Genomic DNA, 24329 nt, shown 5'->3' with positions numbered 1-24329 from the left:
CTGATCAATTGTTTACCGAGGCGGGCTGAAACTGTCACGGTTCGAGTTCGACCCACGCAAGGCTTGGCCAGTCCTCAAGCGCAGGTCGGGCGGTTCTCCACCATCTCCATCAGCGTCTCCAGCGCGTCCGCCTCCTCCGCCGGCTTGTCGGGGCGCAGGCGGGCAATGCGGGGGAAGCGCATGGCGACGCCCGAGCGGTGGCGAGTGGAGAGCTGGGCGGCGTCGAAGATCACCTCCAGCACGAAGGCCTTCTCCACTTCCCGCACCGGGCCGAAGCGGCCGGTGGTGTGGTTACGGACCCAGCGGTCGAGCATCACCAGCTCCTGATCGGTGAAGCCGGAATAGGCCTTGCCGACGGGCACCAGCTCCCGCGTGCCGTCCTCGTTCCTCCGCCAGAGGCCGAAGGTATAGTCGGAATAGTAGCTGCTGCGCTTGCCGTGGCCGCGCTGGGCATACATCAGCACCGCGTCCACGGTGAGCGGCGCGCGCTTCCACTTCCACCAGAGGCCCTTCACCCGGCCGGGGAGGTAGGGGCTGTCCGCGCGCTTGAGCATCAGCCCTTCGATGGAGGCGGCGCGGGCGGTGTCGCGCAGGCCGGAGAGATGGTCGAGGCCGGTGAAGGAGATCATCTCGGACACGTCCATCCGGGCGGGGGCGTGACGGGCGTACCAGGCTTCAAGGCGTGCGCGACGGGCGTCGAAGGGCAGGGCGCGCAGGTCCTCCTCGCCGTCCAGCAGCAGGTCGTAGAGGCGGACGGCCACGGGGTGGTCGCGCATGAGCTTCGGGCCGATCACCTTGCGGTTCAGCCGCTGCTGGAGGTCGGAGAAGGGCGCGACCGTTCCATCTCTGATCACCAGCAGCTCGCCATCAAGGACGGCGTGGAACTCCATGGCCTCGGCGATTTCGGGGAAGGCGCCGGAGATGTCCTCGCCGGTGCGGGACCACATGCGACGGCCGCCGGGGCCGGCGGTGAGCTGAACGCGGATGCCGTCCCACTTCCACTCGGCGCGCCAGTCGCCGGGGTTGGCCTCCACGGCCGCGATGTCGGCGGGTGCCTCCAGCGGGTGGGCGAGCATGAGCGGGCGGAAGACGGGCGCGCCGGCGGCATCGGGGCGGGGCCCCTGTCCCTCCAGCCAGCGGAACAGGGGGATGTAGGGGGGCGCGACGCCGTGCCAGACCTCCTCGATCTCGCCGATCTCCTGCCCGGACCATTCGGCGAGCGCCGTTTTAGCCAGCCGGGCGGAGGCGCCGACGCGAAGCCCGCCGGTGACGAGCTTGATCAGCGCCAGGCGGCCGCCGGCATCGAGCGTGTCGAGCCATCCCTCCATCAGCGCCGGGACCTCGGCGCGGGAGGCGAGCTCGAGGCCCTCGACCACCTCGGAAAGACTGGGCGGAGGGGCGTTCACCCCCTCCCGCTGAGGCCAGATGAGGGCAACCGTCTCGGCGAGGTCGCCGACATAGTCATGGGAGAGGGCAAGGAGGACCTTGTCCACCCGGCTCTCCACGAGTTCCCGGATCACCATGGGCTTGGCAGCGGTGAAGGCCAGTTCGCCCGTCAGCGCCGCGAGCCCGACGCCGCGGTCGGGGTCGGGCTGCTCGGCGAACCAGCGGCGCATGAGGGCGATCTTCGCGTTGCGACCAGGGGTGAAGACGAGCCGTTCGAGAAGGTCGGCGAAGGCCTGGACGCTCAATGGGCGGCTCCGGCCGGTTCCTCGGTGCCGGCGGGCGCCTCCGGGGCGCCCTCGTCCTCCTCGTCCTCGCGGCCGACAAGGTGCAGGGCACGGCCGCGGACGCCGCGGAGCGACAGGGCGTGGATGAGGGCGTCGTCGCGGCCATGGGTGACCCAGACCTCGGGGGCGCGGACCTCCTCGATCGTGGCCAGCAGCTCGTCCCAGTCGGCGTGGTCGGAGACGATGAGGGGAAGCTCGACCCCGCGGAGCTTCGCGCGCTGCCGCACCGTCATCCAGCCCGAGGCGGCGGCGGTGACGGGGTCGGCCAGGCGTCGCGCCCAGGGCGTGGATTCAGCCGAAGGTGGCGCGATGACGATCTCGCCCGCCAGGATCGGCGGATGGCCGCGCTTGAGGCCCTTGGGCACCGGGCGCAGGTCGCCAAGCGGAACGCCAAGCGATTCGTAGAGGGTGCAGAGCTTCTCTACCGCGCCGTGAAGATAGACGGGCCGGTCCCAGCCAGCCTCCCGCAGCAGGGCGATGATCCGCTGCGTCTTGCCCAGCGCATAGGCGCCGACGACATGGGCCCGCTCGGGGAAGAGGGCGACGCTGTCCAGCAGCCGGCGGATCTCGTGCTCGGCGGGCGGGTGATGGAAAACGGGGAGGGCGAAGGTGGCCTCGGTGACGAAGACGTCGCACTCCATCGGCTCGAAGGGCGCGCAGGTGGGGTCGCGCGCGCGCTTGTAGTCGCCGGAGACGACGATCCGGCTGCCCTTCCACTCAAGGACGATCTGCGCCGAGCCGAGGACGTGGCCGGCGGGAAGGAGGGTGATGCGGACCCCGTTGCGGGTGACGCTTTCCCCGTAGCGCAGCGGTTCCTGCACATCGCCGGCCCGGTCCTCTCCGAAGCGGGCGCGCATGATGGCGAGGGTGTCCGGCGTGGCGAGCACGGCCTTGTGGCCGGGGCGGGCGTGGTCGGCATGGCCGTGGCTGATCACGGCGCGCTCGACGGGCCGGGAGGGGTCGATGAAGAAATCCCCGGGCTCGCAGTAGAGGCCGAGCGGGGTGACCGTCATCCAGCTTTCCGGGTGGGGCATGGATGAGCAGATGGCCGCGGTTGGAGGTGGCGGCAAGGCGGCCGCCCCCGTGGTGTCCAACGGGACCGCCCGGCTAGTCCGCGGACTCGGCGATCTCCAGCAGCGCTTGGCCGTTGCGCCGCTCCCGCTGGTCGGAGCCGCAGGAGATGCCGGAGAGAAGGGTGCTGCCGGGGTTCGTGACGGCGAGCTTCGCCTGCACGCGGCAGGCGAGGCGGTTGCCGGCGGCGCCCCCGCCGTTCCAGCGCCGCAGCGCCTCGGCCCAGCTGCCGGACTTCTCATAGTGGGAGCGGAGATAGGCAGCGCCCCAGTCGGCGGCGCGCCAAGGGTCGAGGGGCCAGTCGGAGCCGGCGGCGTGGACGCGGGCATTCACCTGCACGCAGCCGGCCATGAGCTGCTGCCCCGCCCCGGCCGCGTTGTAGAGGCGCCGGGCCTCCTCGGTGCTGGAGGGGAAGTGGCTGCGGCCGCCGATGTTCATGGCGAAGGCGTGCAGGCCGGATTCAGCCAGGGCGACCGCGACCATGAGGCCCGGGGGGATGTTGTGCGCGGCTTCCGACTGCCGGGCGGCATTGAGACAGGCGGCGCGGGGGCTGTTGAACTCGCGGCCGGCGGCCGGGGGCGCCATCGAGGCGAGGGTGATACCGGGCGGGAGGCGGCGAGAGGGGGCCTTGGGACGGGCGCCGGGCTGGCTGCCGGGAACGGCGGGGGAAGAACCCGCCTGGGCCGCAAGGGCGGGCGCGGCGGCCTCGGCCGTCCGGTCAGCCGTGTCCTCCGCCGAGGCGCAGCTGGCCGCAAGAGTGCCAAAGCCGAGGACGAGGAGCGAGGCGAGCGCGAACCGGGCGCCCTCCTGGCGTCGTCGGCTCGGGCTTTCGGCTTGGGTCGGAGGGGCGCTCCGCGGCATCGCGCACGGGAACGCCGCGTTGACCTGCCGGCCGGGGGAAGCCGACGGAGGGGGCGCGGACGTCATGGCGAACGCGGTAACAGAAAAGCGAGTAAGCGTGCAAGCGGTTTCGATTTCGTGCCGAGTTGGGCGGTCGCGCGGCCCCAGTCCAGCGGAGGTCATCGTTCCGGGGCCGCCAGCATCGGCACGGAACATCTTGCCTTCTTGTCAGGCGACAGTATTCGTGCGCCCACGATTACTTGGATGAGGACGCCAAGGAGCCGACTTCCTCTTGCAAATACACTAAAAGCGTCTGGTCGCGCAGAAGGGCGTGCGAGCGGCACGGGGTGTCAGCGGATGGGAGATGTGGAAGGGGACTTGTGGGTGACGACGCGGGTCGCCGGGCGTCCGGAGGCAGTCGCCTGACCGGTGCCAAACTGGCGGACTCCGCGTCGTCCCCGTTTGTTTCCTACCCTAAACCCGGCCCGTCTTCGACGGCGGCGAGAGACGTGTGCCACGGTCCTCTATAAGACACAAGACCAATGAAGGACCGATTCGGTTGGGAGATGCCCCCGCACCACGGCCGTTACCGCCCATTCTGGCGCGGGTTTTCGCCCCTCCGGCCGCGCCCTCGCCTGCGCGCGGGTGGGGGTGATAGGATGGAGCCAGCCATGAATTGTGGAAACGTCACGTGAGCGACCTGCGCCGGCCGGACGCGCGCCCCCTCTATGCCCAGGTCGAAGCCATCCTGAACGAGCGGATCGTCTCCGGCACCTGGACCTCGGGCCAGGCGCTGCCGGCCGAGCCGGAGCTGGCGCATGAACTGGGCGTCTCCCCGGGCACGCTGCGGCGGGCACTGGCGGGGCTGGAGCGGCGGCACCTGATCGAGCGTCGGCAGGGGCGCGGCACCTATGTGGCGCGGCACACGAGCCGGGCAGCGCTCGGGCAGTTCTTCCGTGTGCGCACGCTCGATGGACGGGCGGCAGAGCCTGAGTCGCTCATCACGCGGGTGACCACCGGGCCGGCGACCCCGGAGGAAGCGGCGCGGCTGCAGCTGGAGCCGGGCGCCGAGGTGCACCGGGTGGACCGCAGCCGGCGGCTGGACGGAACCCCGCGGATCGTCGAGCGGATCACCCTGCCGGCCGCGCTGTTCATGGGCCTCAGCCTGCCGCTGGCGCCGGAGCAGCTGGGGACGGAGATCTACGTGCACTACCAGAGCGCGCACGGCATCACCGTGGTCCGCTCCGAGGAGGTGCTCTCTGCGGCGGCCGCGACGGAGGAGGACGCGGCGGTGCTCGGCCTTCCCGTGGGCGCGCCGCTGCTGGTGATCGACCGCGTGACCTTCGACGCCGCGCGGCGGCCGGTGGAGATGCGGGTGACGCGGCTCGACACCCGCGCGCACCGCTACGCGGTGGAGCTGACCTGAGTCCCCTTCGGCGCCGCTGAGCCGAGGCGGGCGGCCGCCCAGCGGGCGCTGTCGGCGACGACGGGATCCTCGTCCCCTACCAGAGATTGCACGAGGGGCAGGAGCGACGGGTCGGCCGAGTTGCCGATCGCGTTCAGCACGTTCCGCACGAAGCGCCCGCGGCCGACGCGCTTGATAGGCGAGCCGGAGAAGCGCGCGCGGAAGGCGGCATCGTCCAGCGCCGCGAGTTCCGCGAGACGCGGGGCGGTGAGGTCCTCGCGCGCGATGAGGCCGGGGATGGTGGTCGGCCTTGCGAAGCGGTTCCAGGGGCAGACGGCCAAGCAGTCGTCGCAGCCGTAGATGCGGTTGCCGAGACGGGGGCGGAGGTCCTCGGGGATCGGGCCGCGGTGCTCGATGGTGAGGTAGGAGACGCAGCGGCGCGCATCGAGGCGGTAGGGCGCGGGAAAGGCGTCGGTCGGGCAGGCGGTCTGGCAGCGGGTGCAGCTGCCGCAGCGGTCGGCGTGCGGCGCGTCGGGCTCGAGGGTGAGCGTCGTGTAGACCTCGCCGAGGAAAAGCCAGGAGCCGTGCGCGCGGGAGACGAGATTCGTGTGCTTGCCTTGCCAGCCAAGGCCGGCCTGCTGGGCGAGGGGCTTCTCGGAAACGGGGGCGGTATCGACGAAGACCTTGACGCCGGGCGCGTCGAAGCGCGCGACCATCCAGCGGGCCAGCGCCTTCAGGCGGGATTTCACGAGGTCATGGTAGTCGCGGTGGCGGGCATAGACGCTGATCGCGCCGCGGCCGGGCATGGAGAGCGCGGCGAGCGGGTCGTCGGCGGGGGCGTAGGAGAGGCCGAGGGAGACGACCGAGAGGGCTTCGGGCCAGAGGGCCTGTGGGTGGGCGCGTTGCTCGGCGCGGCCCTCCATCCAGCCCATCTCGCCGTGCATGCCGGCGGCGAGGAAGTCCGCGAGGCGGTCGCGCACCTCGGGGCCGAGCTCGGCACGCGCGAAGCCCACCGCGTCGAAGCCCAGGCGGAGGGCCTCGTCGCGGATCAGGCTGCGCGCGTCCGCACTCATCCGCGGCCGCGATAGGGCGGCACGCCCTGGTCGGGGATCCAGGCGCCGGCGGGCGGGCTGCCGGTCTGCCAGAAGACGTCGATCGGGATGCCGCCGCGCGGGTACCAGTAGCCGCCGATGCGGAGCCATACCGGCCCCAGCAGATCGACGAGGCGTTTGGCGATATCGACCGTGCAGGCCTCGTGGAAGGCGCCGTGGTTGCGGAAGGATGTGAGATAGAGCTTGAGGCTCTTGCTCTCCACCAGCCAATCGCCGGGGATGTAGTCGATGACCAGGTGCGCGAAGTCGGGCTGCGCCGTGATGGGGCAGAGGGAGGTGAATTCGGGCGCGGTGAAGCGGGCGACGTAGTGCGTGCCCTTGTGCGGGTTGGGCACGCGCTCCAGCACCGCTTCCTCAGGGCTGTTCGGCTGGGCGGTGAACTGGCCGAGCTGCGTCAGACCGGAAACGTCGCTGTTCATGAGGTCGTCTCCTCCTTCGACGGCGGCTCGGCCGGAGCGGGGGTTTCCCATTTCGCCGCAATGGCGGCGGCCTCGGCCTTGAAGCGGCCCTCGAGGATGGCGGCGCGAAGCCGCGCGGTGAGGGTCTGGTAGTAGCGGATGTTGTGCCAGGTCAGCAGCATCGGGCCGAGCATCTCCTCGGCCCTGATGAGGTGCTGGATATAGGCGCGGGAATGCCGCGTGCAGGCCACGCAATCGCATTCCGGGTCCAGCGTGGATGCATCGTCGGCGTGGCGGGCGTTGCGCATGTTGAGCACGCCGCGGCTGGTATAGGCGCGCCCCGTGCGGCCGGAGCGCGTGGGGATCACGCAGTCGAACATGTCCACGCCGCGGGCGACGGCGCCGATGATGTCGGCGGGCGTGCCGACGCCCATGAGGTAGCGCGGCTTCTCCTGCGGCAGCATGGGCACGGAGAAATCGAGGGTGCGGAACATCTCCGCCTGCCCCTCGCCGACCGCGAGGCCGCCGATGGCGTAGCCCTCGAAGCCGATACTGGTCAGGGCCTTCGCGCTCTCGGCGCGCAGGTCCTCGAAGGTGCTTCCCTGCTGGATGCCAAACAGGCCGTAGCCGTCGCGCGGGCGGAAGGCCTCGCGGGAGCGGGCGGCCCATTTCATCGAGAGGCGCATGCTCTTCGCCGCCTGCTCATGCGTGGCGGGGAAGGGGGTGCATTCGTCGAAGCACATGGTGACGTCGGCATCCAGCAGGTGCTGGATCTCAATGCTGCGCTCCGGCGTCAGGCGGTGCTTGCTGCCGTCGATGTGGGATTGGAAGGTGACGCCGTCGGCATCCATCTTCCGGAGGCCGGCGAGCGACATGACCTGGAAGCCGCCGGAATCCGTCAGGATCGGACCGTGCCAGTCCATCAGCCTGTGCAGCCCGCCGAGACGGCCGACGCGCTCGGCGCCGGGGCGGAGCATGAGGTGGTAGGTGTTGCCGAGCACCATGCGCGCGCCGGTCGAGCGCACCGCATCCGCCGTCATCGCCTTCACCGTGCCGGCGGTGCCGACGGGCATGAAGACGGGAGTGGGAACGTCGCCGTGCGCGGTGTGCAGGGTGCCGGCGCGGGCGCCGCCGTCGCGGCCCTGCAGCGTGAAGTTCAGGGGACCGTTCACGCCGCTGCCTCCACCTCGTCGTGGGCAATGAGGCAGGCATCGCCGTAGGAGTAGAAGCGGTAGCCGGCGGCGATGGCGTGGGCATAGGCCCGCTTCATCCGCTCGGTTCCGCCGAAGGCGCAAACGAGCATGAAAAGCGTGCTCCGCGGCAGGTGGAAGTTGGTGAGGAGGAGGTCGGCGCCGCGGAAACGGTGTCCGGGGAGGAGAAAGATGTCGGTGAGGCCGCGGAAAGGGGCGACAGTACCGTCCTCCCGCGCCGCGGTCTCCAGCAGGCGGAGCGCGGTGGTGCCGATGGCGACCACGCGGCCGCCGCGGGCGCGGGTCTCGTTGATGGCCCGGGCGGCGTCCTCCGTCACCTCGCCCCATTCGGCGTGCAGGTGCTGGGCACGCGGGTTATCGCCCCGCAGCGGCAGGAAGGTCCCGGCGCCGACATGCAGGGTGAGGGTGGTGCGGGCGACGCCACGCGCCTCCAGCGCCGCGAGGAGTTCGGGCGTGAAGTGCAGGCTGGCAGTGGGGGCGGCGACGGCGCCGGGGGTGCGGGCGAAGATCGGCTGGTAGTCCTCGCGGTCCTCCGGGCGGGGGCCCTCGGGGCGGGCGATGTAGGGGGGCAGGGGGATTTCGCCCGCGCGCTCTAGTGCGGCGGCCAGCGCCGCCTGGTCGGGCCCGAAATCGAGGCGGACGGCACCACCTTCGGGCGGCTCGACCACGCGCGGCGCCAACTCGGGCGCACCCTCGATGGCCAGCACGTCACCCGGCCGCAGCTTGCGCGCGTTGCGGACCAGGGCGTGCCAGGTGCCGTCGGCCTCCGCGCGGTTGAGCATGATCTCAAGGCGGGCCTCGCCGCGCCTGGCGCGAAGGCGTGCCGGAATCACGCGGGTGTCGTTCACGACCATGAGGTCGCCGGGGTTCAGCAGGCCTGGCAGGTCGCGCACGGCCCGATCCTCTGCGTGGTCGCCCACACGGAGCAGGCGGGCGGAGTCGCGCGGGCGGGCCGGGGACTGGGCGATCAGCGCCTCCGGCAGGTCGAAGGCGAAGTCGGCGGTGGCCAGCGGGCGCGGCGGGGCGGGGGGCGTGTTCAGGGACAGGGGAGAGGGCCGTTCAGGGGGCGGGGGCGGTTAGCCCTTCCGCCCAGGACAAGCAATGGGGTGCGGGCTGGCGCAGCGGATCACGGGCGGTCAAAATAGTTAATGGAGTCTCTCCTTGTAACCCTCGGTCCGGGGTCTCAAGAAAGGATCCTTTGCGAACGCTAAACGGTCTGTGGAGCGGCCCGAGGTCACCTGCTCCGCTGATACTGCCGCCGATGCGGTGAGCAGCCTCCACAAGGCGGCGCTCCAGGCGATTCTGCCTTGGGGGACCAGCGTGCCGGATGGTGGAGTGGCGCTGGCGGCTATGCGGAATTTCGTGGAGGGCACAAGCTGGGCGGCGGCGTAGTCGTGCCGGGCACGACGGAGGCGGCCACGCCCAGGAGCACCGTCGTGCCGCCCGACCCCGCGACACCTCCCAATTCCCACAAAAGCGATCCGGCCACGCCTTCCGGTCCGGGCAAGAGCGATCCCGCGGCTCCCTCCGATCCGGGAAAGGGCGCGCCGGCTGGTCCGGACCACGCAGGGCCGGTGGGGCTCAATCTGGTCGGCGGCGTTGGTGCCGACGAGTTGGCCGGCGGGGAGGGGAACAACACGCTGAACGGCGGAGCGGGGGCGGGCATCATCCTCGATGGGGACGCGGACGACCTCCTGATCCACGCCTTCGCAGACCGCGAGACGACGCCGGACATCCTCATCGGCGGCGCGGGGCACGATACGCTGCGGCTGGCCATCGATGCGGGCTACTGGGAGAACCCAGAGGTGCGCGAGGCCGCGGCGGCGCTCGCCCGGCGGCTCGCTGGCCTGAAGCAGGGCGCCTCCAGGCAATTTCACGGGCGGCCGAACCGGCCTAATGTGCCACCCGCGGCAAGAGCGGGGATTCGGCGCATGGTGGTGGATACGGACCGGTTCCTGGCGGACCTGCACGCGCTGCGGCGCTTCGGCGCGTTCAAGACCGGCGTGCACCGCCCGACCTTCTCCCCCCAGGACATGGAGGCGCGTCACTGGTTCGTCTCCCGCCTGCGGGAGGAGGGACTGGAGGCCGAGATCGACGGGATCGGCAATATCCTCGGCCGCAGCCCGAAGCCCGGGCCGCATCTGCTGGCCGGCAGCCACCTGGAGAGCCAGAACGAGGCGGGCTGGCTGGACGGCGCGCTCGGCTGCGTGGCCGCGCTGCACCTGGCTCGCGCCGGGCTGCCCGTCGACGTCGCGGTTTTCGCGGACGAGGAGGGGCATTACGGCAGCTTCATCGGCAGCCGTTCCTTCACCGGCCTCCTGGAGGAGGCGGAGATCGACCGCCTGGCCAACCGCTACCACGACAAACCCCTGCGCGAGGCGCTGCGCGAGGTGGGGCTGGAAGGACGACCGCGCCTGCAGGTGGAGCGGGACCGCTATAAGGCCTTCCTCGAGATGCATATCGAGCAGGGGCGGCAGCTCGAGACGCAGGGGCTCGGCGTCGGGGTCGTGACGGGGATCGTCGCCATCTGGCAGTGGCGGATCACCATCGCGGGGCAGCAGAACCACGCGGGCACGACGACGATGGCGGAGCGGCGCGACGCCGGTCTCACGGCCGTCCGGCTGCTCGCGATGATCGACGAGGAGTTCCCGCGCCACTGCGCCGAGCGCACGGTCTGGACGGCGGGCCGCATCGCTCTCTCGCCCGGCGCGCCCTCGATTATCCCCGGCGGCGCGGAGATCCTGTTCCAGTACCGCGACGTGGACATCGAGGTGCTGCGGCGACTGGAGGTGGTGCTGCGCCGCTGCGTGGCCGAGAGCAACCGGCGGGAGCGCTGCCCCGCGGTGCTGGAGGCGATGTCGCTCTCCACCCCCGCCGTCTGCGACCCGGCGCTGCAGGACGCGCTGGCGGGCGCGGCCGAAGCCCTGGCGCCGAAGCGATGGCAGCGAATGCCGTCGGGCGCGGGGCATGACGCGCAGTACCTCGCGCGCGTGATGCCGGCAGCGATGCTCTTTGTGCCCTCCATCAACGGCATCAGCCATCACTGGACGGAGGACACCTCAGAGGAGGACCTGGCGCTGGGAATGCGCGTGCTGGCCGAGGGCGCGCGGCGCATCCTGCAGGACTGACCAATTCACGAAACAGCGGCGTGATGGGGCACCGCCGAAACTTACAAGCCTCGGCCTTGTTTGATCCTCGTCACAATCATGAGCGAGGGTAACATGGCTGAAGGTGGTTTGCTGCGCTGGGCGATCATCGCTCTCGTCGTCGCGTTGATTGCGGGCGTGCTCGGCTTCGGCGGCATCGCCGGCGCTGCGGTCGGGATTGCGAAGATCCTGTTCTACGTCTTCATCGTTCTGTTCGTGATCATGCTGCTGATGAACTTCATGGGGCGTGGGCGCGGGGTTTAGCCACGGGCTTCTTCCCGCGCTGGCGTCACCGGCAGCCCCAGGGAGAGGAAGAACCCCTTCTTCCTCTCCTTGAACCCTCTCTACAAGAATACGCCTTTCAGCGTTCCTGGCCCCGCCGCACCGAGAGCCCCGCCGCGAGGGCGCCGGCGAAGGCAAGGCTCGCGAGCCACCAGCCCTGCCAGACCCCAAAGGACGCAAGGAAGCTTACTGCTGCCGAGGCGAGCACGCCTGCCGCCATCGGCGTAGCGCCCCAGCCCAGGGCAAGGGTCGCGAGCGAACCCAGTACCAACCCTACCGCGCCAAGCTCCAACCAAAGTTGAAGGCCACCATTGTGTGGGTGGAGCGACATGCGCTCGATGCCCGGCTCGCGCAGCCAGGAATTGGCGCCGGTCGGGCTCACGCCCAGCCGCGCGATCGAGGCGTCCGAGGGATTGTCGCGCCCGCCCGGCAGGTTGCGGCTCGCCTCCATGCCCCAGCCGAGAAACGGGTGCTCGGCCGCGCGCTCAAGGCCAAAATCCCAGATCAGCATGCGGTGCAGGGCGGAGCGCGGCATCTCCGCCGCGATGTCCGGCCGCAGCGTGAGCGGCAGGAGGACGGGCGTGGCAAGCAGGCTGCCCGCGAGGACGAGCGCGATCAGGTTCGACGCCCCTCGCCCGCCGACGCGCACGAGCGCCGCCGCGGCGAGCCCGGCGAGGCCCGCGATCTTCGCGGTCTCGCCCGGCATGAGGAAGACGAGGATGGCGCCGAGCGCGAGAAGCACCCAGCGCAGCGCCTCCGGCAAGCGCGCCTTCAGGACGAGCGGCAGCAGCAGCGCCATGAAGGAGGCTGCGGGCTTGAGGCCGAATTCAAGCCCGGGCCGCGTCTCGGAAAGGCCCCGGACGGCCGCACGAACGGACTGGCCGGTGGCATTGTCGTAGGCACCGAGCAAAAGGCCGAAGGCGAGGCCCCCGAGGATGCACCAGCCGAGGGCGCGACGGCCGGACAGCGTCTCGTCCTCCACCACCACGGCCGAGGCGCCGCCCAGCAGTGCCAGGCCCGCAAGACTGCCGGCGGCGGCGAGCGCCCAGCGCGGCTCGGGCGACCAGAGGACGGAAACGGCCCCGAAGGCCGCGAGCAGGATGAGCACCGGCACCGCGAACGCGCGCGGCCAGGGCCACCGTCCGCGCTCCCGCCGATGCGCGAGAACCGCCAGCAGCATGGCGATCACCGCCAGCGGCGCCATGGCACGGAACTGCAGCACGGTGACGGCGGGCGCAATAGCGGCGGCGACCGCCAGTGGTAAGGAGGCGTTCCACCACCAAGCCCGCGGCGGCCCGCGGTTCAGGGCGCCCAAGCCGGGGGCGTCGTCGTACTCGCTGATCCGGTTCTCGGGCAGGATCCCCGGCGGAAGCGGCGGCACGACGGGGGGCACCTGATCCCTATCGCCAGGCCGCAGGCGCGGATGGGCCGAAAGGACTGGGCGCTGAGGGACGGGCCCGAAAGCCCCGGTTTCGTCACGCGACGCCATGCGACTTCTCGCCCGGTGGTTGGTCACGCCTGGGTTCAGGCGGTCCGGCGGGTTCTAGCGCCCGGAAGAGCAGGGCCCAAGCCTGGGGCTGGGCAATGGGTCTGATCCAGCAGCGTCGGTGACTCCGGGGAGAGAAAGAGAGAATTCTTCCTTCCCCGAAGCCCTCGCCATCATCTTTTTTCTTCCGATGCGAACGATCTAACGACCGGTGCGCCTCGGATCATGGAACTGAAGCGACTGCATGTGCGGGAAGGAAATGACGAAAGAACCGACTCCTGATCACCGCATCTACTTCAGTCAGATGGGGATCCAAGGGCCTCAGGCCCTTGGCGGGAGAGGTCTGGAGAGGGCGGGGCCCTCTCCAGGGCAGCAAGACGAAATCAGGGAAACCCGCCGCCGCCCGACGCGCCGAAGACCTGCCCGGTGGTAAAGCTCGACTCCTGGCTGGCGAGCAGGACGTAGACCGGCGCTATTTCAACCGGCTGGCCCGGGCGGCCGAGAGAGGTCTTGGCGCCGAACTGCTCCAGCGCCTCGGGTAGGGCGCCGCCGGAGGGCTGGAGTGCGGTCCAGTAGGGGCCAGGCGCCACGGCGTTCACGCGGATGCCCTTCTCGGCAAGCTGCTTTGACAGCGACTTGGCGAAGCTGACGCCGCAGGCCTTCGTCTGGGCGTAGTCGAAGAGGATCGCCGAGGGATCGTAGGCCTGCTCGGAGGCGGTGATGATGATAGCGGCGCCGGGCTTGAGGTGCGGCACCGCGGCGCGGGTGATCCAGAAGGGCGCGTAAACATTCGTCTTGAAGGTCGCGTCGAACTGCTCGGTCGTGATGTCGGTGATCGACTTCTGCGCCTGCTGCTTGCCGGCATTGTTCACGAGGATGTCGAGGCCGCCCATCTCGCGCACCGCGGTCTCGACCATCTGGTTGCAGAAGGCCTCGTCACGGATGTCGCCGGGAAGGGCGACGGCCTTGCGGCCGGCCTGGCGGATGATCTCCAGTACCTCGTCCGCGTCGGACTGCTCCTGGGGCAGGTAGCCGATGGCGACGTCCGCGCCCTCCCGGGCATAGGCAATCGCGGCGGCGCGGCCGATGCCGGAATCGCCGCCGGTGATGAGGGCCTTGCGGCCGGCGAGGCGGCCGGTGCCGCGGTAGCTCGTCTCCCCGTGGTCGGGGCGGGGGTTCATCTGTCCGGCAAGTCCCGGCGCCGCCTGGGTCTGCCGCGCGAAGGGCGGACGGGGGTACTCGTCGCGCGGGTCGCGCGGCACCGCGAGCGGCAGGGGCGAGGTGGGCTGGGCGCCCTGTGTGGTCCCTTGGGCAAGGGCGTTGGAGGCGACTGCCATGGCGGCGCCGGCGGTCACGCCGCCCATCATCTGGCGGCGCGAGGGCGCGCTGTCGTTTGTCTGGTCCATCCGTCGGATCTCCTGGGGTGGGGGCGCGGCGATGCGCGCGGCGGGCGCGGGAACGAGGCGGAGGAGGGAAGGGGGCGCTGTACGGGTCGTTGGTCCGCGGCCGGGCGGCCATTATGCGTCGCGGAACAGAACGCCCCCCAGCAGGGCACGGTTTCGGGCTGCCGGGCGGGTGCGGTTGATTGCCGCGGTTCTAAGGTCGATGCTTCCCGGCCATGTCAGTTACTGTCCCGCACGCCGCCCACTGGGGCTATTTCGACGCCGTGGTGGAGGAGGGCCGCGTCACCGGCGCGCGCCCTTTCGCCCGCGATCCCTGGCCGAATCCCCTTGTCGAGGGGATGCCGGACCTGGTTCATGCCGAGTGCCGGATCGACCGGCCCTATGTGCGGGAGGGCTGGCTGCGCGGGGCACGGCGGGGCTCCCCGCGCGGTCGGGACCGCTTCGTGCCCGTTTCCTGGGACCGGGCAACGCGGCTGGTGGCGGAGGAGGTGGCGCGGGTGCGGGCCGAGCACGGGGACGCCTCGATCCTCGGCGGCTCCTATGGCTGGGCCTCGGCGGGGCGATTTCACCACGCGCGCAGCCAGCTGCACCGCTTCCTGGGGCTGGGCGGCGGCTTCACGTCCCAGGTGACGAACTACTCCTATGGTGCGGGCATGACGCTGATGCCGCATGTGTTGGGCACCAACGACCCCGTCACGGGCCCGGCGACCGACTGGCGCAGCATCATCGGCAACGCGCGGCTGATGCTGTGCTTCGGCGGCCTGCCGCTGAAAAACGGGCTGGTGACCGCGGGCGGCGGCGGGGCGCACGAATACGTGCCGCAGATGCGCCGGGCGGCGGAGGCGGGGCTGCGCTTCGTCAACATCAGCCCGCTGCGTGGTGACACCGCAGACTTCCTGAAGGCCGATTGGGTGCCGATCCGTCCGGGTGGCGACACGGCGATGGTGCTGGCGATGATCCATGCCATCGTCGAGGCCGGGATGGAGGACCGGGACTTCCTCTCCCGCTGCACCACCGGCTGGAACCGGCTGCGGGCCTATGTGATGGGCGAAGCGGACGGGGTTCCGAAGACGCCGGAATGGGCCGAGGCCCTCTGCGACGTGCCGGCGACGATGATCCGTGCCCTGGCACTGGAGGCGGCGCGGGTGCCGACGATGCTGACCGCCACCTGGTCCATCCAGCGCGCCGAGCACGGCGAGCAGCCCTGGTGGGCGCTGGTGGGGCTGGCAAGCGTGCTCGGCGGGATCGGCAAGCCCGGCCAGGGGATCGCCTTCGGCTATGGCAGCATCAACGGCATGGGCACGTCGCGGCGGGAACTGCCGACAGTGAACCTACCCGCCGCGCGCAACCCCGTGGGCGTCTCGATCCCCGTGGCACGGGTGACGGAGCTGCTGGAGCGGCCGGGGGAGGTGCTGCGCTACAACGGGCGCGATATTCTCCTGCCGGATATCCGCGCGGTGTTCTGGTCGGGGGGCAATCCCTTCCATCACCACCAGGACCTCAACCGGTTGGCCCGCGCCTTCTCCCGTCCCGAGACAATCGTGGTCTCGGAGCCCTGGTGGACCTCGATCGCGCGCCACGCGGATATCGTGCTGCCGGCGACGACGACGCTGGAGCGGAACGATATCGCGAGTTCGTCGCGCGACCGCTTCCTGCGGGCGATGCACCGGGCGGTGCCGCCGCAGGGAGAGGCGCGGAACGACCACGACGCCTTCGCCGATATCGCGGAGGCGCTGGGCTATCGCGCCGCCTTCACGGAGGGGCGGGACGAGGGCGCCTGGCTGCGGCACCTCTACGACCGCTTCCGCCGGGCCTGTGCGGCCATGGGGGCGGCAGTGCCGGAGTTCGACCGCTTCTGGGCGGAGGGGCATATCGAGTTCAGCCCGCCCGAGCGGGACTTTGTCGGCTTCGCCGATTTCGCCGCCGACCCGGCGGCGGCGCCGTTGGCCACGCCCTCCGGAAAGGTGGAGCTCTACTCGGAGACCATCGCGGGCTTCGGCGATCCGGAGGTGCCGGGCCATGCCGTTTGGAAGGCGCCGCGGGAATGGCTGGGCGGCGACCTCTCCCGCTTTCCGCTGCACCTTCTCTCCAGCCAGCCGGCGACACGGCTGCACGGGCAGCTCGATCCCGCCCGTGCCGCGCGGGCGGGCAAGCTACGGGGGCGGGAACCGATCCGGATGCACCCCGCGGACGCCGCCGCGCGCGGGCTCGCGGCGGGGCAGGTGGTACGCGTGTTCAACGACCGCGGCGCGGCGCTTGCCGGCCTCGTGCTGGAGGAGGGCCTGCGGCCGGGGGTGGTGACCATGTCCACAGGGGCCTGGTGGGATCCGGTGGAGACAGAGGCGGGGGCCATCTGCGCGCACGGCAACCCGAACGTGCTGACCCAGGATACCGGCACCTCCTCGCTCGGGCAGGGTTGCGCCGCGCAGTCCTGCCTCGTGCAGGTGGAGGCCTGGCAGGGCTCCCTCCCGGAGGTGTCCGTGCACCGGCCGCCACAGGTGGTGGCGCTGCTTGGTGGAGGGCAACCGACTCAACGATTTGTGCCGACATGACTTGCAGAGCGAAATATCCGGCTCGGCGCGGCCTCTTGCGGGCGGGCGCAGTGCTCTCGCTGAGCGCGCTCGGGCCGGGCCGGGCGGAGGCGGTGAACCTGCCGCTCGCCGCGCCTCCCACCCTTCCGGCCGATACGGTGGTGCCCGGCTACGCCCGCGATGTCCTCGTCCGCTGGGGCGACCGCGTGACCTTCGATGCCAAGCCCTGGCATCCACGTACCCCGACGGCGGAGGCGGCGGAGACCCAGTTCGGCTGGGATGGGCTTGTCCTTGGCCTTTTCGTACCGCCCGTGGGCGGGGATGGCGTGCCGCGGGGCATCCTGGCCGTCGCGCACCCGACGGTGGACCCGGCCATGGCCTTCCCCGGCGGGGTGGACCAGCCGAAGGTGGCGGCCGCGATGCAGGGTGCCTCGCTGCTCAATGTCGAGCGGCAGGGCGAGCGCTGGATCGTCTCGGATGGGGGTTACCAGTCCCGCCGGCTTACGGCCAACACCCTCTGCCGCGTGTCGGGCCCCGCGGCCGAGAGCATCGGCGAAACGGTGCGAGGGCTGCTCAACGTCTCCGGCGGGTGCTGGACACCCTGGGGCAGCCTTCTCCTGGCGGAGGGCGACCCGACCGGCTGGTCCACGCGGCTGCGCGGCGTCGATGCGCGCTTCACCGATGCCCGCGGCTTCGGCTGGGTGGCTGAACTCGACGGGACGGAGCCGGCCGCCGTGCCGGTGAAGCGCACGGCTCTCGGCCGCTTCGCGCATGGCGACGTGGCGAGCGCCATGACCGCGGACGGCCGCGCGGTGGTCTACATGACGGACCGGCGGGCGGACGGCTTCCTCTTCCGCTTCACCTCCATCGGTTCCGCGCGGGCACAGGACGCGCTCGACAACGGCACCCTAGCGGCGGCGCGGGTGGAGGGTGAGCGGCTGCATTGGATCGCCCTGCCGCGTGGGCCGGTGGCGTTGACCGACACGGTGGCGATTGCGGCACGGCTGGGGGCGACAGGGCTCGATTATCCCTCCGGCCTCGACCTGGACCGGGGCGACGGCTCGCTGTTCCTCGCCTGCCGCGGCCAGCCCGGCGTTTCGCCTCCCGCTCCGGGCCGGGTGGTGCAGATCGTGCCGGACGGGCGCGACCACGGGGCGGAGAGCGCCCAGGTCTCGGTTTTGCTGCGCGGAGGTCCTGCGCGGGTGCCGCGCCGCCCGGCACTGGAGCACCCGGACACCGTGGCGACCGACGGCGCCGGGCGGGTCTGGATCGGGACAGACCGCGGCGGGCGGCTTGGGCCGACGCCGGACCTGCTGGTGGGGGTGGAGGCCGCGGGGCCTGAGCGCGGCCTGCCGGGCGTGCTCTACGCCGCGCCGCGCGGGGCCGCGATCGGCGGGGCCACGCCCGCTCCGGGCGGAACGGCGATTTTCGCCATTGTGCGCACCCCTGGCGCGGAGCCTGGTGCCTCCTGGGACCGGCCGGGCACCACTTGGCCCGCCTTCGACGGGAACACGCCGCCGCGCACCACCCTGATCACCCTCAGCCGGCTGCGGCCGGGCAGGGTGGGGGATTGACGGGGCACCGAGATGCGCTGTGCCGTCATGAAAGCTTCACCGAACCGACACTCGGTGGTGCCCCGCGGGGACTAAGCGGCCGCCATCGAGACGGGGGCGGTGCGATGCAGGGTTCGGACGGGCGGTCGGCGGTCGGCGCGGCGATGCCGTGCGACGCGGCGATGCCGCGGGACATCGAGGATATCGGGAGCAATCCGGTACCGGTGGACCCGATCCGGCAGGTGCTCGGCCGGCGGCTGGCGCGGCGCGCGGCCCTGCGCGGGTTGATCGGCGCGACCTTCGCGGGGGTTGCGGCACAGAGCTGGGCCCAGGGCGTGAATGCCGGGGTGCGGGGGGCGGGGGCCTCCACGCTTGGCTTTCGCGGGCTGCCGCACGGCACCGGCCCGGGGGAGGCCGTGGCCGAGGGGCACGAGGTGCAGGTGGTGATCCGCTGGGGCGATCCGGTGCTGCCCGGCGCGCCGGCCTTCGACCCCGCCAACCAGACGGCCGCGGCCCAGGCGATGCAGTTCGGCTACAACAACGACTATCTCGACTTCTTCCCCCTGCCGAAGGGTGGTGAGGGCGAGCACGGGCTGCTCGTCGTCAACCACGAGTACACGAACCCGGAGCTGATGTTCGCGGGGCTGGGCGATGCCCGCGCGGCGCGGCTGGGCACCTCGGCCGCGCAGGTTGCTACCGAGATGATGGCGCATGGCGCGAGCGTCGTGGAGATCCGGCGCGAGGGTGAGCGTTGGGCGCCGGTCGCTGGCAGTGCGCTGAACCGCCGGATCACGGCGGAGACGCCGATCCGGGTGAGCGGCCCGGCGGCAGGGCACGAGCGGCTTCGCACCTCCGCCGATCCGACGGGGGCGCTGGTGCGGGGCACGCTGAACAACTGCGCCGGCGGCAACACGCCCTGGGGCACGGTGCTGATCGCCGAGGAGAACTTCAACTACTACTTCGGCGGGCCCGGCGTTGAGACGGGCGCGCAGGCCGCTTCCTACAAGCGATACGGGCTGGTGCGGGATGCGCAGTTCCCCTGGGGCCGCCACGTGCCGCGCTTCGACGTGGCGAGCGAGCCGAACGAGCCCAACCGCTTCGGCTGGGTGGTTGAGTTCGACCCCTACGACCCCGAGAGCATCCCGGTGAAGCGCACCGCGCTCGGCCGCTTCAAACACGAGGGCTGCACCCACGCCGTCTCGGCCGACGGGCGCGTCGTGATCTACATGGGTGACGACGAGCGCTTCGACTACGTCTACCGCTTCGTCACGGCCAGGCCCTTCGACCGCGAGGACCCCGCCCGCAACCGCGACCTGCTGGACGAGGGCACGCTCTCCGTCGCGCGCTTCGGGGACGACGGCACGGTGACCTGGCTGCCGCTGGTGCATGGCGAGGGGCCGCTGACCGAGGCGAACGGCTTCCACAGCCAGGGCGACGTGGTGATCGAGGCGCGGCGCGCCGCCGACCTGCTGGGCGCGACGCCAATGGACCGGCCGGAGGACGTGCAGGCGAACCCGGTGAACGGGCGCGTCTATGTCATGCTGACGAATAACGGCAGCCGCACGGCCACGCGGACCGACAAGGCGAACCCGCGCGCGAACAACATCCACGGCCACGTCATCGAGATCGTGCCGCCGCGGGCGCGGGGCGGGGTGGACCATGCGGCGCCGACCGCGCGCTGGGAGACCTTCCTGATGGCGGGGCGGCCAGGCTCCGATCCCGGCGCCTCCTACCATCGGGCGGTGGGGGCGGATTCGGGCTGGCTCTCCTGCCCGGACAACTGCGCCTTCGACAGCAAGGGGCGGATCTGGATCGCGACCGATGGCGCGCCCGCGGCCGCGGACGTGGCGGACGGGCTCTACGCCGCCGACACCGAGGGCGAGGGGCGGGCGCTGACGCGGCGGTTCTACGCGGCGCCAACCGGGGCGGAGGTCTGCGGGCCCCTGATCGGTCCTGGGGACCGCACGGTGTTCCTGGCGATCCAGCATCCTGGGGAGGAACGGGGGAGCACTTACGACAAGCCCTCCACCCGCTGGCCGGATTACGCCGAGGGGATGCCGCCGCGCCCCTCGATCATCGCGATCATCCGCAAGGACGGCGGCACGGTCGGAAGCTGAGCCGGGCCGGGGCCGCGCTGCCGGTAATGCGGCGGCAGGCGGCCCTCGTCGAGCCAGCAATCGACCAGGCGCGTGACGGCCCAGAGGCTGCCGAGGCCGGTCCAGCCGCCATGAGGAAAACCCTCCAACTCGAAGAGGTAGTAGGTCTCGCGCCGGTCCGTGTGGATGACCGCGCCGCGATAGGCATAACTCGGGCCCCAATGAGGATAGCCGCTAGGGCCGCTCCGTGCGAGGCGCCGCGGCGAGTCTCGGTGCCCCTGGGCCGGGCCCTTCGGTTTGGGGGCGGCGCTCATCGGAGCCGGCTTCCTCGCTTCAGGGCTGGTGCGGCCGGCAGCGCGGCATGTCTCATCAGGAGGTGATTCCGTCCAGCGAGTATTAATTTTGAGACGGAACTTGTGCTCGAAATCTTGCCGGCTGCTTAACGGAGCGACCGGAACAGATCGGCGTTGCGCAGGGCAGAGCAGTTCAACGGGATCGGAACGCCCGGCCGCCCACAAAGCCGCTAGTGGACCCCTGGTGCATTTCTGGATGTTCCCAATCTCTCGCCCGTCGGCCAGAAACGCCGCGTCAATGGATCCGGGGATGCGCGTGAGAGAGGACGACTTGAGCGGCGCGGACGAGACTGGAAGGCCGGACGCGACGGACGTGCAGGGGCAGGGTGACCAGCAGAGCCGGGGCGTTCCCGCGGCGGGCGAGCACGACCCCGGCTCCTACTCGCCCACCGGCAACGTCGCCATCCATCACTGGCAGGAGGCGACGGTTACCGAGCCGGGGCTCGACGACCGCGGCGACGTCTTCTTCGCGGCCGTCGAGATGACGCGCATGCCGATGATCCTCACGGACCCGAACCTGCCGGACAATCCCATCGTCTTCGCTAACCGCGCCTTCCAGGACCTGACGGGCTATCGGCAGGAGGAGATCGTCGGGCGCAACTGCCGCTTCCTGCAGGGCGCGCAGACCGATCGCGAGAAGGTCGCGGAGCTGAGGACGGCGATCCACGAGCACCGTGCGGCCTCGGTGGAGCTGCTCAATTACAAGCGGGACGGCACGCCTTTCTGGAACGGGGTCTTCATTGCGCCCGTCTTCGAGAAAGACGGTCGGCTGCTCTACTTCTTCGCCTCGCAGCTCGACGTGACGCGGCGGCGAACCTCGGAGCAGGCCTATCGCCAGGCGCAGAAGATGGAGGCGATCGGGCAGCTGACCGCCGGCCTCGCGCACGACTTCAACAACCTTCTCCTGATCGTCTCGGGCAATCTCGAGTTCCTGCGCGGCAAGATCGCCGACAAGGCGCTGCTGCGCTATGTGGACCGTGCGAGCGACGCGACGGAGCGCGGGGCGAAGCTGACGCGCCAGCTCCTCGCCTTCGCGCGCAAGACGCGGCTGGAACCCAGGCCGATCGACCTCTCGTCCCTGATCAACGACTTCGGCGAGATGCTGGAGACGACAGTCGGCAGCCGCGCGGATCTGCATTTCAGCCTCCGCCGCCGTCTTCCCTCAGTGATGATCGATCCTGTGCATCTCGAGATGGCGCTGCTCAACGTCGTCATCAACGCGCGCGACGCGATGCCCGAGGGCGGGACCGTGACGGTGGAGACCTCCGCTGTAACGCGGGAGACGGATGGCGTCGGCGGCGGGCGCTACGTTGCACTCTCCATCAGGGACGAGGGCACGGGCATGCCCGCCTATGTCGTGGAGCGGGCGACGGAGCCCTTCTTCACCACCAAGGGGCCGAGCAAGGGCACGGGGCTGGGCCTCGCAATGGTGCAGGGCTTCGTGCAGCAGTCCCTGGGGCGGCTGGAGATCGAGAGCGAGCCCGGGCAGGGCACGACGATCCGCATGCTGTTCCCGGCGAGTGAGATGGCGGCCGAGCCGGTGGGGCCGCACCCGGATGCCGTGGCGGAGCCGGCGCCGAAGGAGAAGCAGCGCGGCTCGGCCGAGACGATCCTCGTGGTCGAGGACAACGACGACGTGCTGGCGCTCGCGCGGGAGCACCTGCTGATGCTCGGTTACCGCGTGCTCGTCGCCCGCGGGCCCGAGGAGGCGTTGGAGATCCTGGACGGGGCGGAGGGCGCCTCGGTGGACCTCCTGTTCTCGGACATCCTCATGCCCGGCGGCATGAACGGGATTGTCCTGGCGGAAAGGGCGCGCGAGCAGCGGCCCGGTATCGGGGTGCTGCTGACCACCGGCTACAACGAGGACCTGGTGCTGGAGGGGCCGCGCGCGCCCTCCATGGACGTGCTGGGCAAGCCTTATCGCCGCGCGGACCTCGCGGACCGGGTGCGGGCGGCGCTCAACCGCCGCTCTGCCGGCGAGCAGCCGGTGCAGAAGCCGCGCGAGCACGAGGGGCCGCGGCACGAGGGCTGAGGCGGCCCCATCAGCGGCGCCCTTCGCGGAGGCCATCCGCGACGAGCATGGCGCTGGCCACCGCGAGGGCGATCGCGAGGCCGGGCCAGAGCGCGGCCATCGGTGCGCTGAAGACGAGGTCCTGGGCGTTGGCCAGCATGTTTCCCCAGGAGGCGGCGGGCGGCTGGATGCCGAGGCCGAGGAAGGAGAGCGTGCTCTCCGCCAGGATGGCTCCGGCGACGGCGAGCGAGCCCGCGACGGTGAGGGGGGCGGCCAGGGCCGGGGCGACGTGGCGGCGGAGAAGGCGGGCCTCGCCGACGCCCAGCGCACGGGCGGCGCGGACATGGTCGCGCGACAGGACGGAGAGGGCGGCCGCGCGGGAGAGGCGGGCGACGCCCACCCAGCCGAAGACCGCGAGGATAAGGACGATGCGCAGGATATCGGCCAGCGCCCCGCCGCGCGGCAGGCCGACCGTCGCGGGGTCCATCGCCGCCAGCAGCACGAGAAGCGGCAGGGCGGGGAGTGCCAGCAGCCCGTCGGCCAGCCGCATGAGAGCGGCGTCCACCCAGCCGCCGCGCCAGGCCGCGAGGAGCCCGGCGGCGAGGCCGATGGCGGTGGAGGCGAGGGCCGCGGCGAGCCCCACCGCGAGGGAGACGCGGGCGCCGATGAGGAGGCGGACAAGGATGTCCCGGCCGAGCTCGTCCGTGCCCAGCGGGTGGGCGGCCGAGGGGCCGGCCTGGCGGGCGAGGAGGTCCGGCACCTCCGGGTCCAGGCCGAGCAGGTCCGCCACCCAGGGGGCGGCAAGGGCGGCGGCGGCAAGCAGGGCCAGGATGGCGAGGCCGAGGCGCAGGCGGGTCATGAGGTTCTCATACCAGTCGCCACGTTGGCTGACCGCTCCCGGGCGGCCGGGACTGGCTCATAGCGGAACGTCCGCCCCGGCGGGAAGAACCTGAGACGCTGCCGCCGGTTCTCACTACCTCACGCGCACCGATGATCACACGCCTGGGCAAAGCCGGCGGGTCGATGAGCATCGCGCCGGGAGCACTGAAGGAAAGGGGACCCGAGTGAGCCGGAAGAACGTGGTTCTCGTCGCCGGCTCTGAGCCACACGGCGCTGCGCCCGGAGGCGACCATCGGCTACGCCACCGGCAGTCCGATGAATTTTGGCGTGGTGATCGCCGTCTACGCAGCCATCTCCGGGGAACTCCGCCTCCCACTGGGCTTTTCGGGCCCGCTCAAGGCTTATCGCGCCCATTCCCAGGTCACTTCCGCAGACCTGCGGCCGGAGGCGAGCGTCTGGGCAAGTGTCACCCTGGCCGCGCGCGACGACATCTTCAACATCACGAACGGCGACCAGTTCCGTTGGCAGCATAGGTGGCCGCGCATCGCTCGCATGTTCGACATGGAAACCGCCGATCCGGTGCTGATGCCACTCTCGTCCCTCATGACGGAGAGGGCCGAGCTGTGGAGCGGGATCGTCGCGAAACATGGCCTGCTCAACACCCCCTATGAGAGGGTGGTCTCGTGGAACTTCGCCGATTTCAGCTTCAACAGCGGGTACGACAACGTGTCGAGCACGATCAAGGCGCGGAAGGCGGGCTTGGCCGAGTGCGTCGAAACCGAGGAGATGTTTCGCACCTTCTTTGCTTCCCTCCGCGCGGGGAAGATCATTTCCTAAGGTCGATCGTGCCGACCTGCACCG

The 24329-nt window shown here is 71.1% G+C and carries 19 protein-coding genes; 8 read left to right on the top strand and 11 right to left on the bottom strand.

The annotated features are described in order from the left end of the window. Positions 1–74: 74 nt before the first annotated feature. From D9599_RS12560 to D9599_RS12550, 3 genes are all read right to left on the bottom strand, one after another. Entirely contained in the window at positions 75–1691 is a 1617-nt protein-coding gene (locus D9599_RS12560; protein WP_198381572.1) for a cisplatin damage response ATP-dependent DNA ligase, read from the bottom strand. Continuing rightward, positions 1688–2743, bottom strand: a complete 1056-nt coding sequence (locus D9599_RS12555; RefSeq protein WP_232480432.1) for a ligase-associated DNA damage response exonuclease — start codon at positions 2741–2743, stop codon at positions 1688–1690. The genes D9599_RS12560 and D9599_RS12555 overlap by 4 nt, the downstream gene beginning before the upstream one ends. 94 nt (positions 2744–2837) lie before the next feature. Continuing rightward, positions 2838–3662, bottom strand: coding sequence for a transglycosylase SLT domain-containing protein (locus D9599_RS12550; protein ID WP_232480431.1), 825 nt, complete (start codon positions 3660–3662; stop codon positions 2838–2840). A gap of 670 nt (positions 3663–4332) precedes the next feature. On the opposite strand from D9599_RS12550, the gene D9599_RS12545 reads away from it, so the two are divergent. Further along, positions 4333–5067, top strand: coding sequence for a GntR family transcriptional regulator (locus D9599_RS12545; protein WP_198381570.1), 735 nt, complete (start codon positions 4333–4335; stop codon positions 5065–5067). Here the strand turns inward: D9599_RS12545 and queG are convergent. Genes queG through queA form a run of 4 tightly spaced genes read right to left on the bottom strand, consistent with a single transcriptional unit; the run spans position 5046 to position 8777 of the window. Beyond that, positions 5046–6119, bottom strand: coding sequence for a tRNA epoxyqueuosine(34) reductase QueG (gene queG / locus D9599_RS12540; RefSeq protein ID WP_198381569.1), 1074 nt, complete (start codon positions 6117–6119; stop codon positions 5046–5048). The genes D9599_RS12545 and queG overlap by 22 nt on opposite strands. After that, positions 6116–6577, bottom strand: coding sequence for a preQ(1) synthase (queF, locus tag D9599_RS12535; RefSeq protein WP_198381568.1), 462 nt, complete (start codon positions 6575–6577; stop codon positions 6116–6118). The genes queG and queF overlap by 4 nt, the downstream gene beginning before the upstream one ends. Continuing rightward, positions 6574–7728 (bottom strand): tRNA guanosine(34) transglycosylase Tgt, encoded by a 1155-nt coding sequence (tgt, locus tag D9599_RS12530; RefSeq protein ID WP_198381567.1) that lies wholly within the window; start codon positions 7726–7728, stop codon positions 6574–6576. The genes queF and tgt overlap by 4 nt, the downstream gene beginning before the upstream one ends. Next, positions 7725–8777 carry a tRNA preQ1(34) S-adenosylmethionine ribosyltransferase-isomerase QueA gene (gene queA / locus D9599_RS12525; protein WP_232480449.1) on the bottom strand — a complete coding sequence of 351 codons (1053 nt, stop codon included), beginning with the start codon at positions 8775–8777 and terminating at the stop codon, positions 7725–7727. Before queA ends, tgt begins: the two co-directional genes overlap by 4 nt. A gap of 297 nt (positions 8778–9074) precedes the next feature. Between queA and D9599_RS12520 the strand changes: the two genes are divergently transcribed. Both D9599_RS12520 and D9599_RS12515 read left to right on the top strand, forming a co-directional pair. Then, entirely contained in the window at positions 9075–10895 is a 1821-nt protein-coding gene (locus tag D9599_RS12520) for a hydantoinase/carbamoylase family amidase (protein WP_198381566.1), read from the top strand. Between the two features lie 108 nt (positions 10896–11003). Beyond that, positions 11004–11177 (top strand): DUF1328 domain-containing protein, encoded by a 174-nt coding sequence (locus D9599_RS12515; protein ID WP_198381633.1) that lies wholly within the window; start codon positions 11004–11006, stop codon positions 11175–11177. A 97-nt stretch (positions 11178–11274) separates the two neighbouring features. Here the strand turns inward: D9599_RS12515 and D9599_RS32270 are convergent, their stop codons facing one another. After that, entirely contained in the window at positions 11275–12576 is a 1302-nt protein-coding gene (locus D9599_RS32270) for an O-antigen ligase (protein WP_198381565.1), read from the bottom strand. A 488-nt stretch (positions 12577–13064) separates the two neighbouring features. Then, complete coding sequence (locus tag D9599_RS12505; RefSeq protein ID WP_198381564.1) at positions 13065–14087, bottom strand: SDR family oxidoreductase; 1023 nt, start codon at positions 14085–14087, stop codon at positions 13065–13067. 212 nt (positions 14088–14299) lie between these two features. Here D9599_RS12505 and D9599_RS12500 point away from each other — a divergent pair, with 212 nt between their 5' ends. The 3 genes from D9599_RS12500 (at position 14300) to D9599_RS12490 (ending at position 20285) form a co-directional block, all read left to right on the top strand. Continuing rightward, complete coding sequence (locus D9599_RS12500) at positions 14300–16636, top strand: molybdopterin-dependent oxidoreductase (protein ID WP_198381563.1); 2337 nt, start codon at positions 14300–14302, stop codon at positions 16634–16636. A gap of 50 nt (positions 16637–16686) precedes the next feature. Further along, the gene (locus D9599_RS12495; protein ID WP_198381562.1) at positions 16687–18189 is read left to right on the top strand and encodes a PhoX family phosphatase; all 1503 of its coding nucleotides are present in this window, start codon (positions 16687–16689) and stop codon (positions 18187–18189) included. A gap of 104 nt (positions 18190–18293) precedes the next feature. Next, positions 18294–20285, top strand: a complete 1992-nt coding sequence (locus D9599_RS12490) for a PhoX family phosphatase (RefSeq protein ID WP_232480430.1) — start codon at positions 18294–18296, stop codon at positions 20283–20285. Here the strand turns inward: D9599_RS12490 and D9599_RS12485 are convergent. Beyond that, the gene (locus tag D9599_RS12485) at positions 20210–20578 is read right to left on the bottom strand and encodes a hypothetical protein (RefSeq protein WP_198381561.1); all 369 of its coding nucleotides are present in this window, start codon (positions 20576–20578) and stop codon (positions 20210–20212) included. The genes D9599_RS12490 and D9599_RS12485 overlap by 76 nt on opposite strands. A gap of 289 nt (positions 20579–20867) precedes the next feature. Between D9599_RS12485 and D9599_RS12480 the strand changes: the two genes are divergently transcribed. Continuing rightward, positions 20868–22649 (top strand): histidine kinase famiy protein, encoded by a 1782-nt coding sequence (locus D9599_RS12480; RefSeq protein WP_198381560.1) that lies wholly within the window; start codon positions 20868–20870, stop codon positions 22647–22649. 10 nt (positions 22650–22659) lie between these two features. On the opposite strand, the gene D9599_RS12475 is transcribed toward D9599_RS12480, so the two are convergent. Then, the gene (locus D9599_RS12475) at positions 22660–23487 is read right to left on the bottom strand and encodes an ABC transporter permease (protein ID WP_198381559.1); all 828 of its coding nucleotides are present in this window, start codon (positions 23485–23487) and stop codon (positions 22660–22662) included. Positions 23488–23795: 308 nt separating this feature from the next. Here D9599_RS12475 and D9599_RS12470 point away from each other — a divergent pair, with 308 nt between their 5' ends. Beyond that, on the top strand, positions 23796–24305 hold the full coding sequence (locus D9599_RS12470; RefSeq protein WP_198381558.1) for a hypothetical protein: 510 nt from the start codon (positions 23796–23798) through the stop codon (positions 24303–24305). The last annotated feature ends 24 nt before the right edge of the window (positions 24306–24329 follow it).

Origin of the sequence: Roseomonas sp. KE2513, from assembly GCF_016107305.1 — a bacterium.
In the GTDB taxonomy this organism is placed as follows: Bacteria; Pseudomonadota; Alphaproteobacteria; order Acetobacterales; family Acetobacteraceae; genus Roseomonas.
Note: the sequence above shows the minus strand (reverse complement) of the source record. Positions and strands in the feature narration are given on the sequence as shown.

What these genes read in the sequence shown, in the direction of transcription:
- D9599_RS12555 (WP_232480432.1), bottom strand. Translation starts at nt 2,743, where the DNA reads ATGACGGTCACCCCGCTCGGCCTCTACTGCGAGCCCGGGGATTTCTTC.
- D9599_RS12550 (WP_232480431.1), bottom strand. Translation starts at nt 3,662, where the DNA reads ATGCCGCGGAGCGCCCCTCCGACCCAAGCCGAAAGCCCGAGCCGACGA.
- queG (WP_198381569.1), bottom strand. Translation starts at nt 6,119, where the DNA reads ATGAGTGCGGACGCGCGCAGCCTGATCCGCGACGAGGCCCTCCGCCTG.
- queF (WP_198381568.1), bottom strand. Translation starts at nt 6,577, where the DNA reads ATGAACAGCGACGTTTCCGGTCTGACGCAGCTCGGCCAGTTCACCGCC.
- D9599_RS12505 (WP_198381564.1), bottom strand. Translation starts at nt 14,087, where the DNA reads ATGGACCAGACAAACGACAGCGCGCCCTCGCGCCGCCAGATGATGGGC.
- D9599_RS12500 (WP_198381563.1), top strand. Translation starts at nt 14,300, where the DNA reads ATGTCAGTTACTGTCCCGCACGCCGCCCACTGGGGCTATTTCGACGCC.
- D9599_RS12490 (WP_232480430.1), top strand. Translation starts at nt 18,294, where the DNA reads ATGCAGGGTTCGGACGGGCGGTCGGCGGTCGGCGCGGCGATGCCGTGC.
- D9599_RS12485 (WP_198381561.1), bottom strand. Translation starts at nt 20,578, where the DNA reads ATGAGCGCCGCCCCCAAACCGAAGGGCCCGGCCCAGGGGCACCGAGAC.
- D9599_RS12480 (WP_198381560.1), top strand. Translation starts at nt 20,868, where the DNA reads ATGCGCGTGAGAGAGGACGACTTGAGCGGCGCGGACGAGACTGGAAGG.
- D9599_RS12475 (WP_198381559.1), bottom strand. Translation starts at nt 23,487, where the DNA reads ATGACCCGCCTGCGCCTCGGCCTCGCCATCCTGGCCCTGCTTGCCGCC.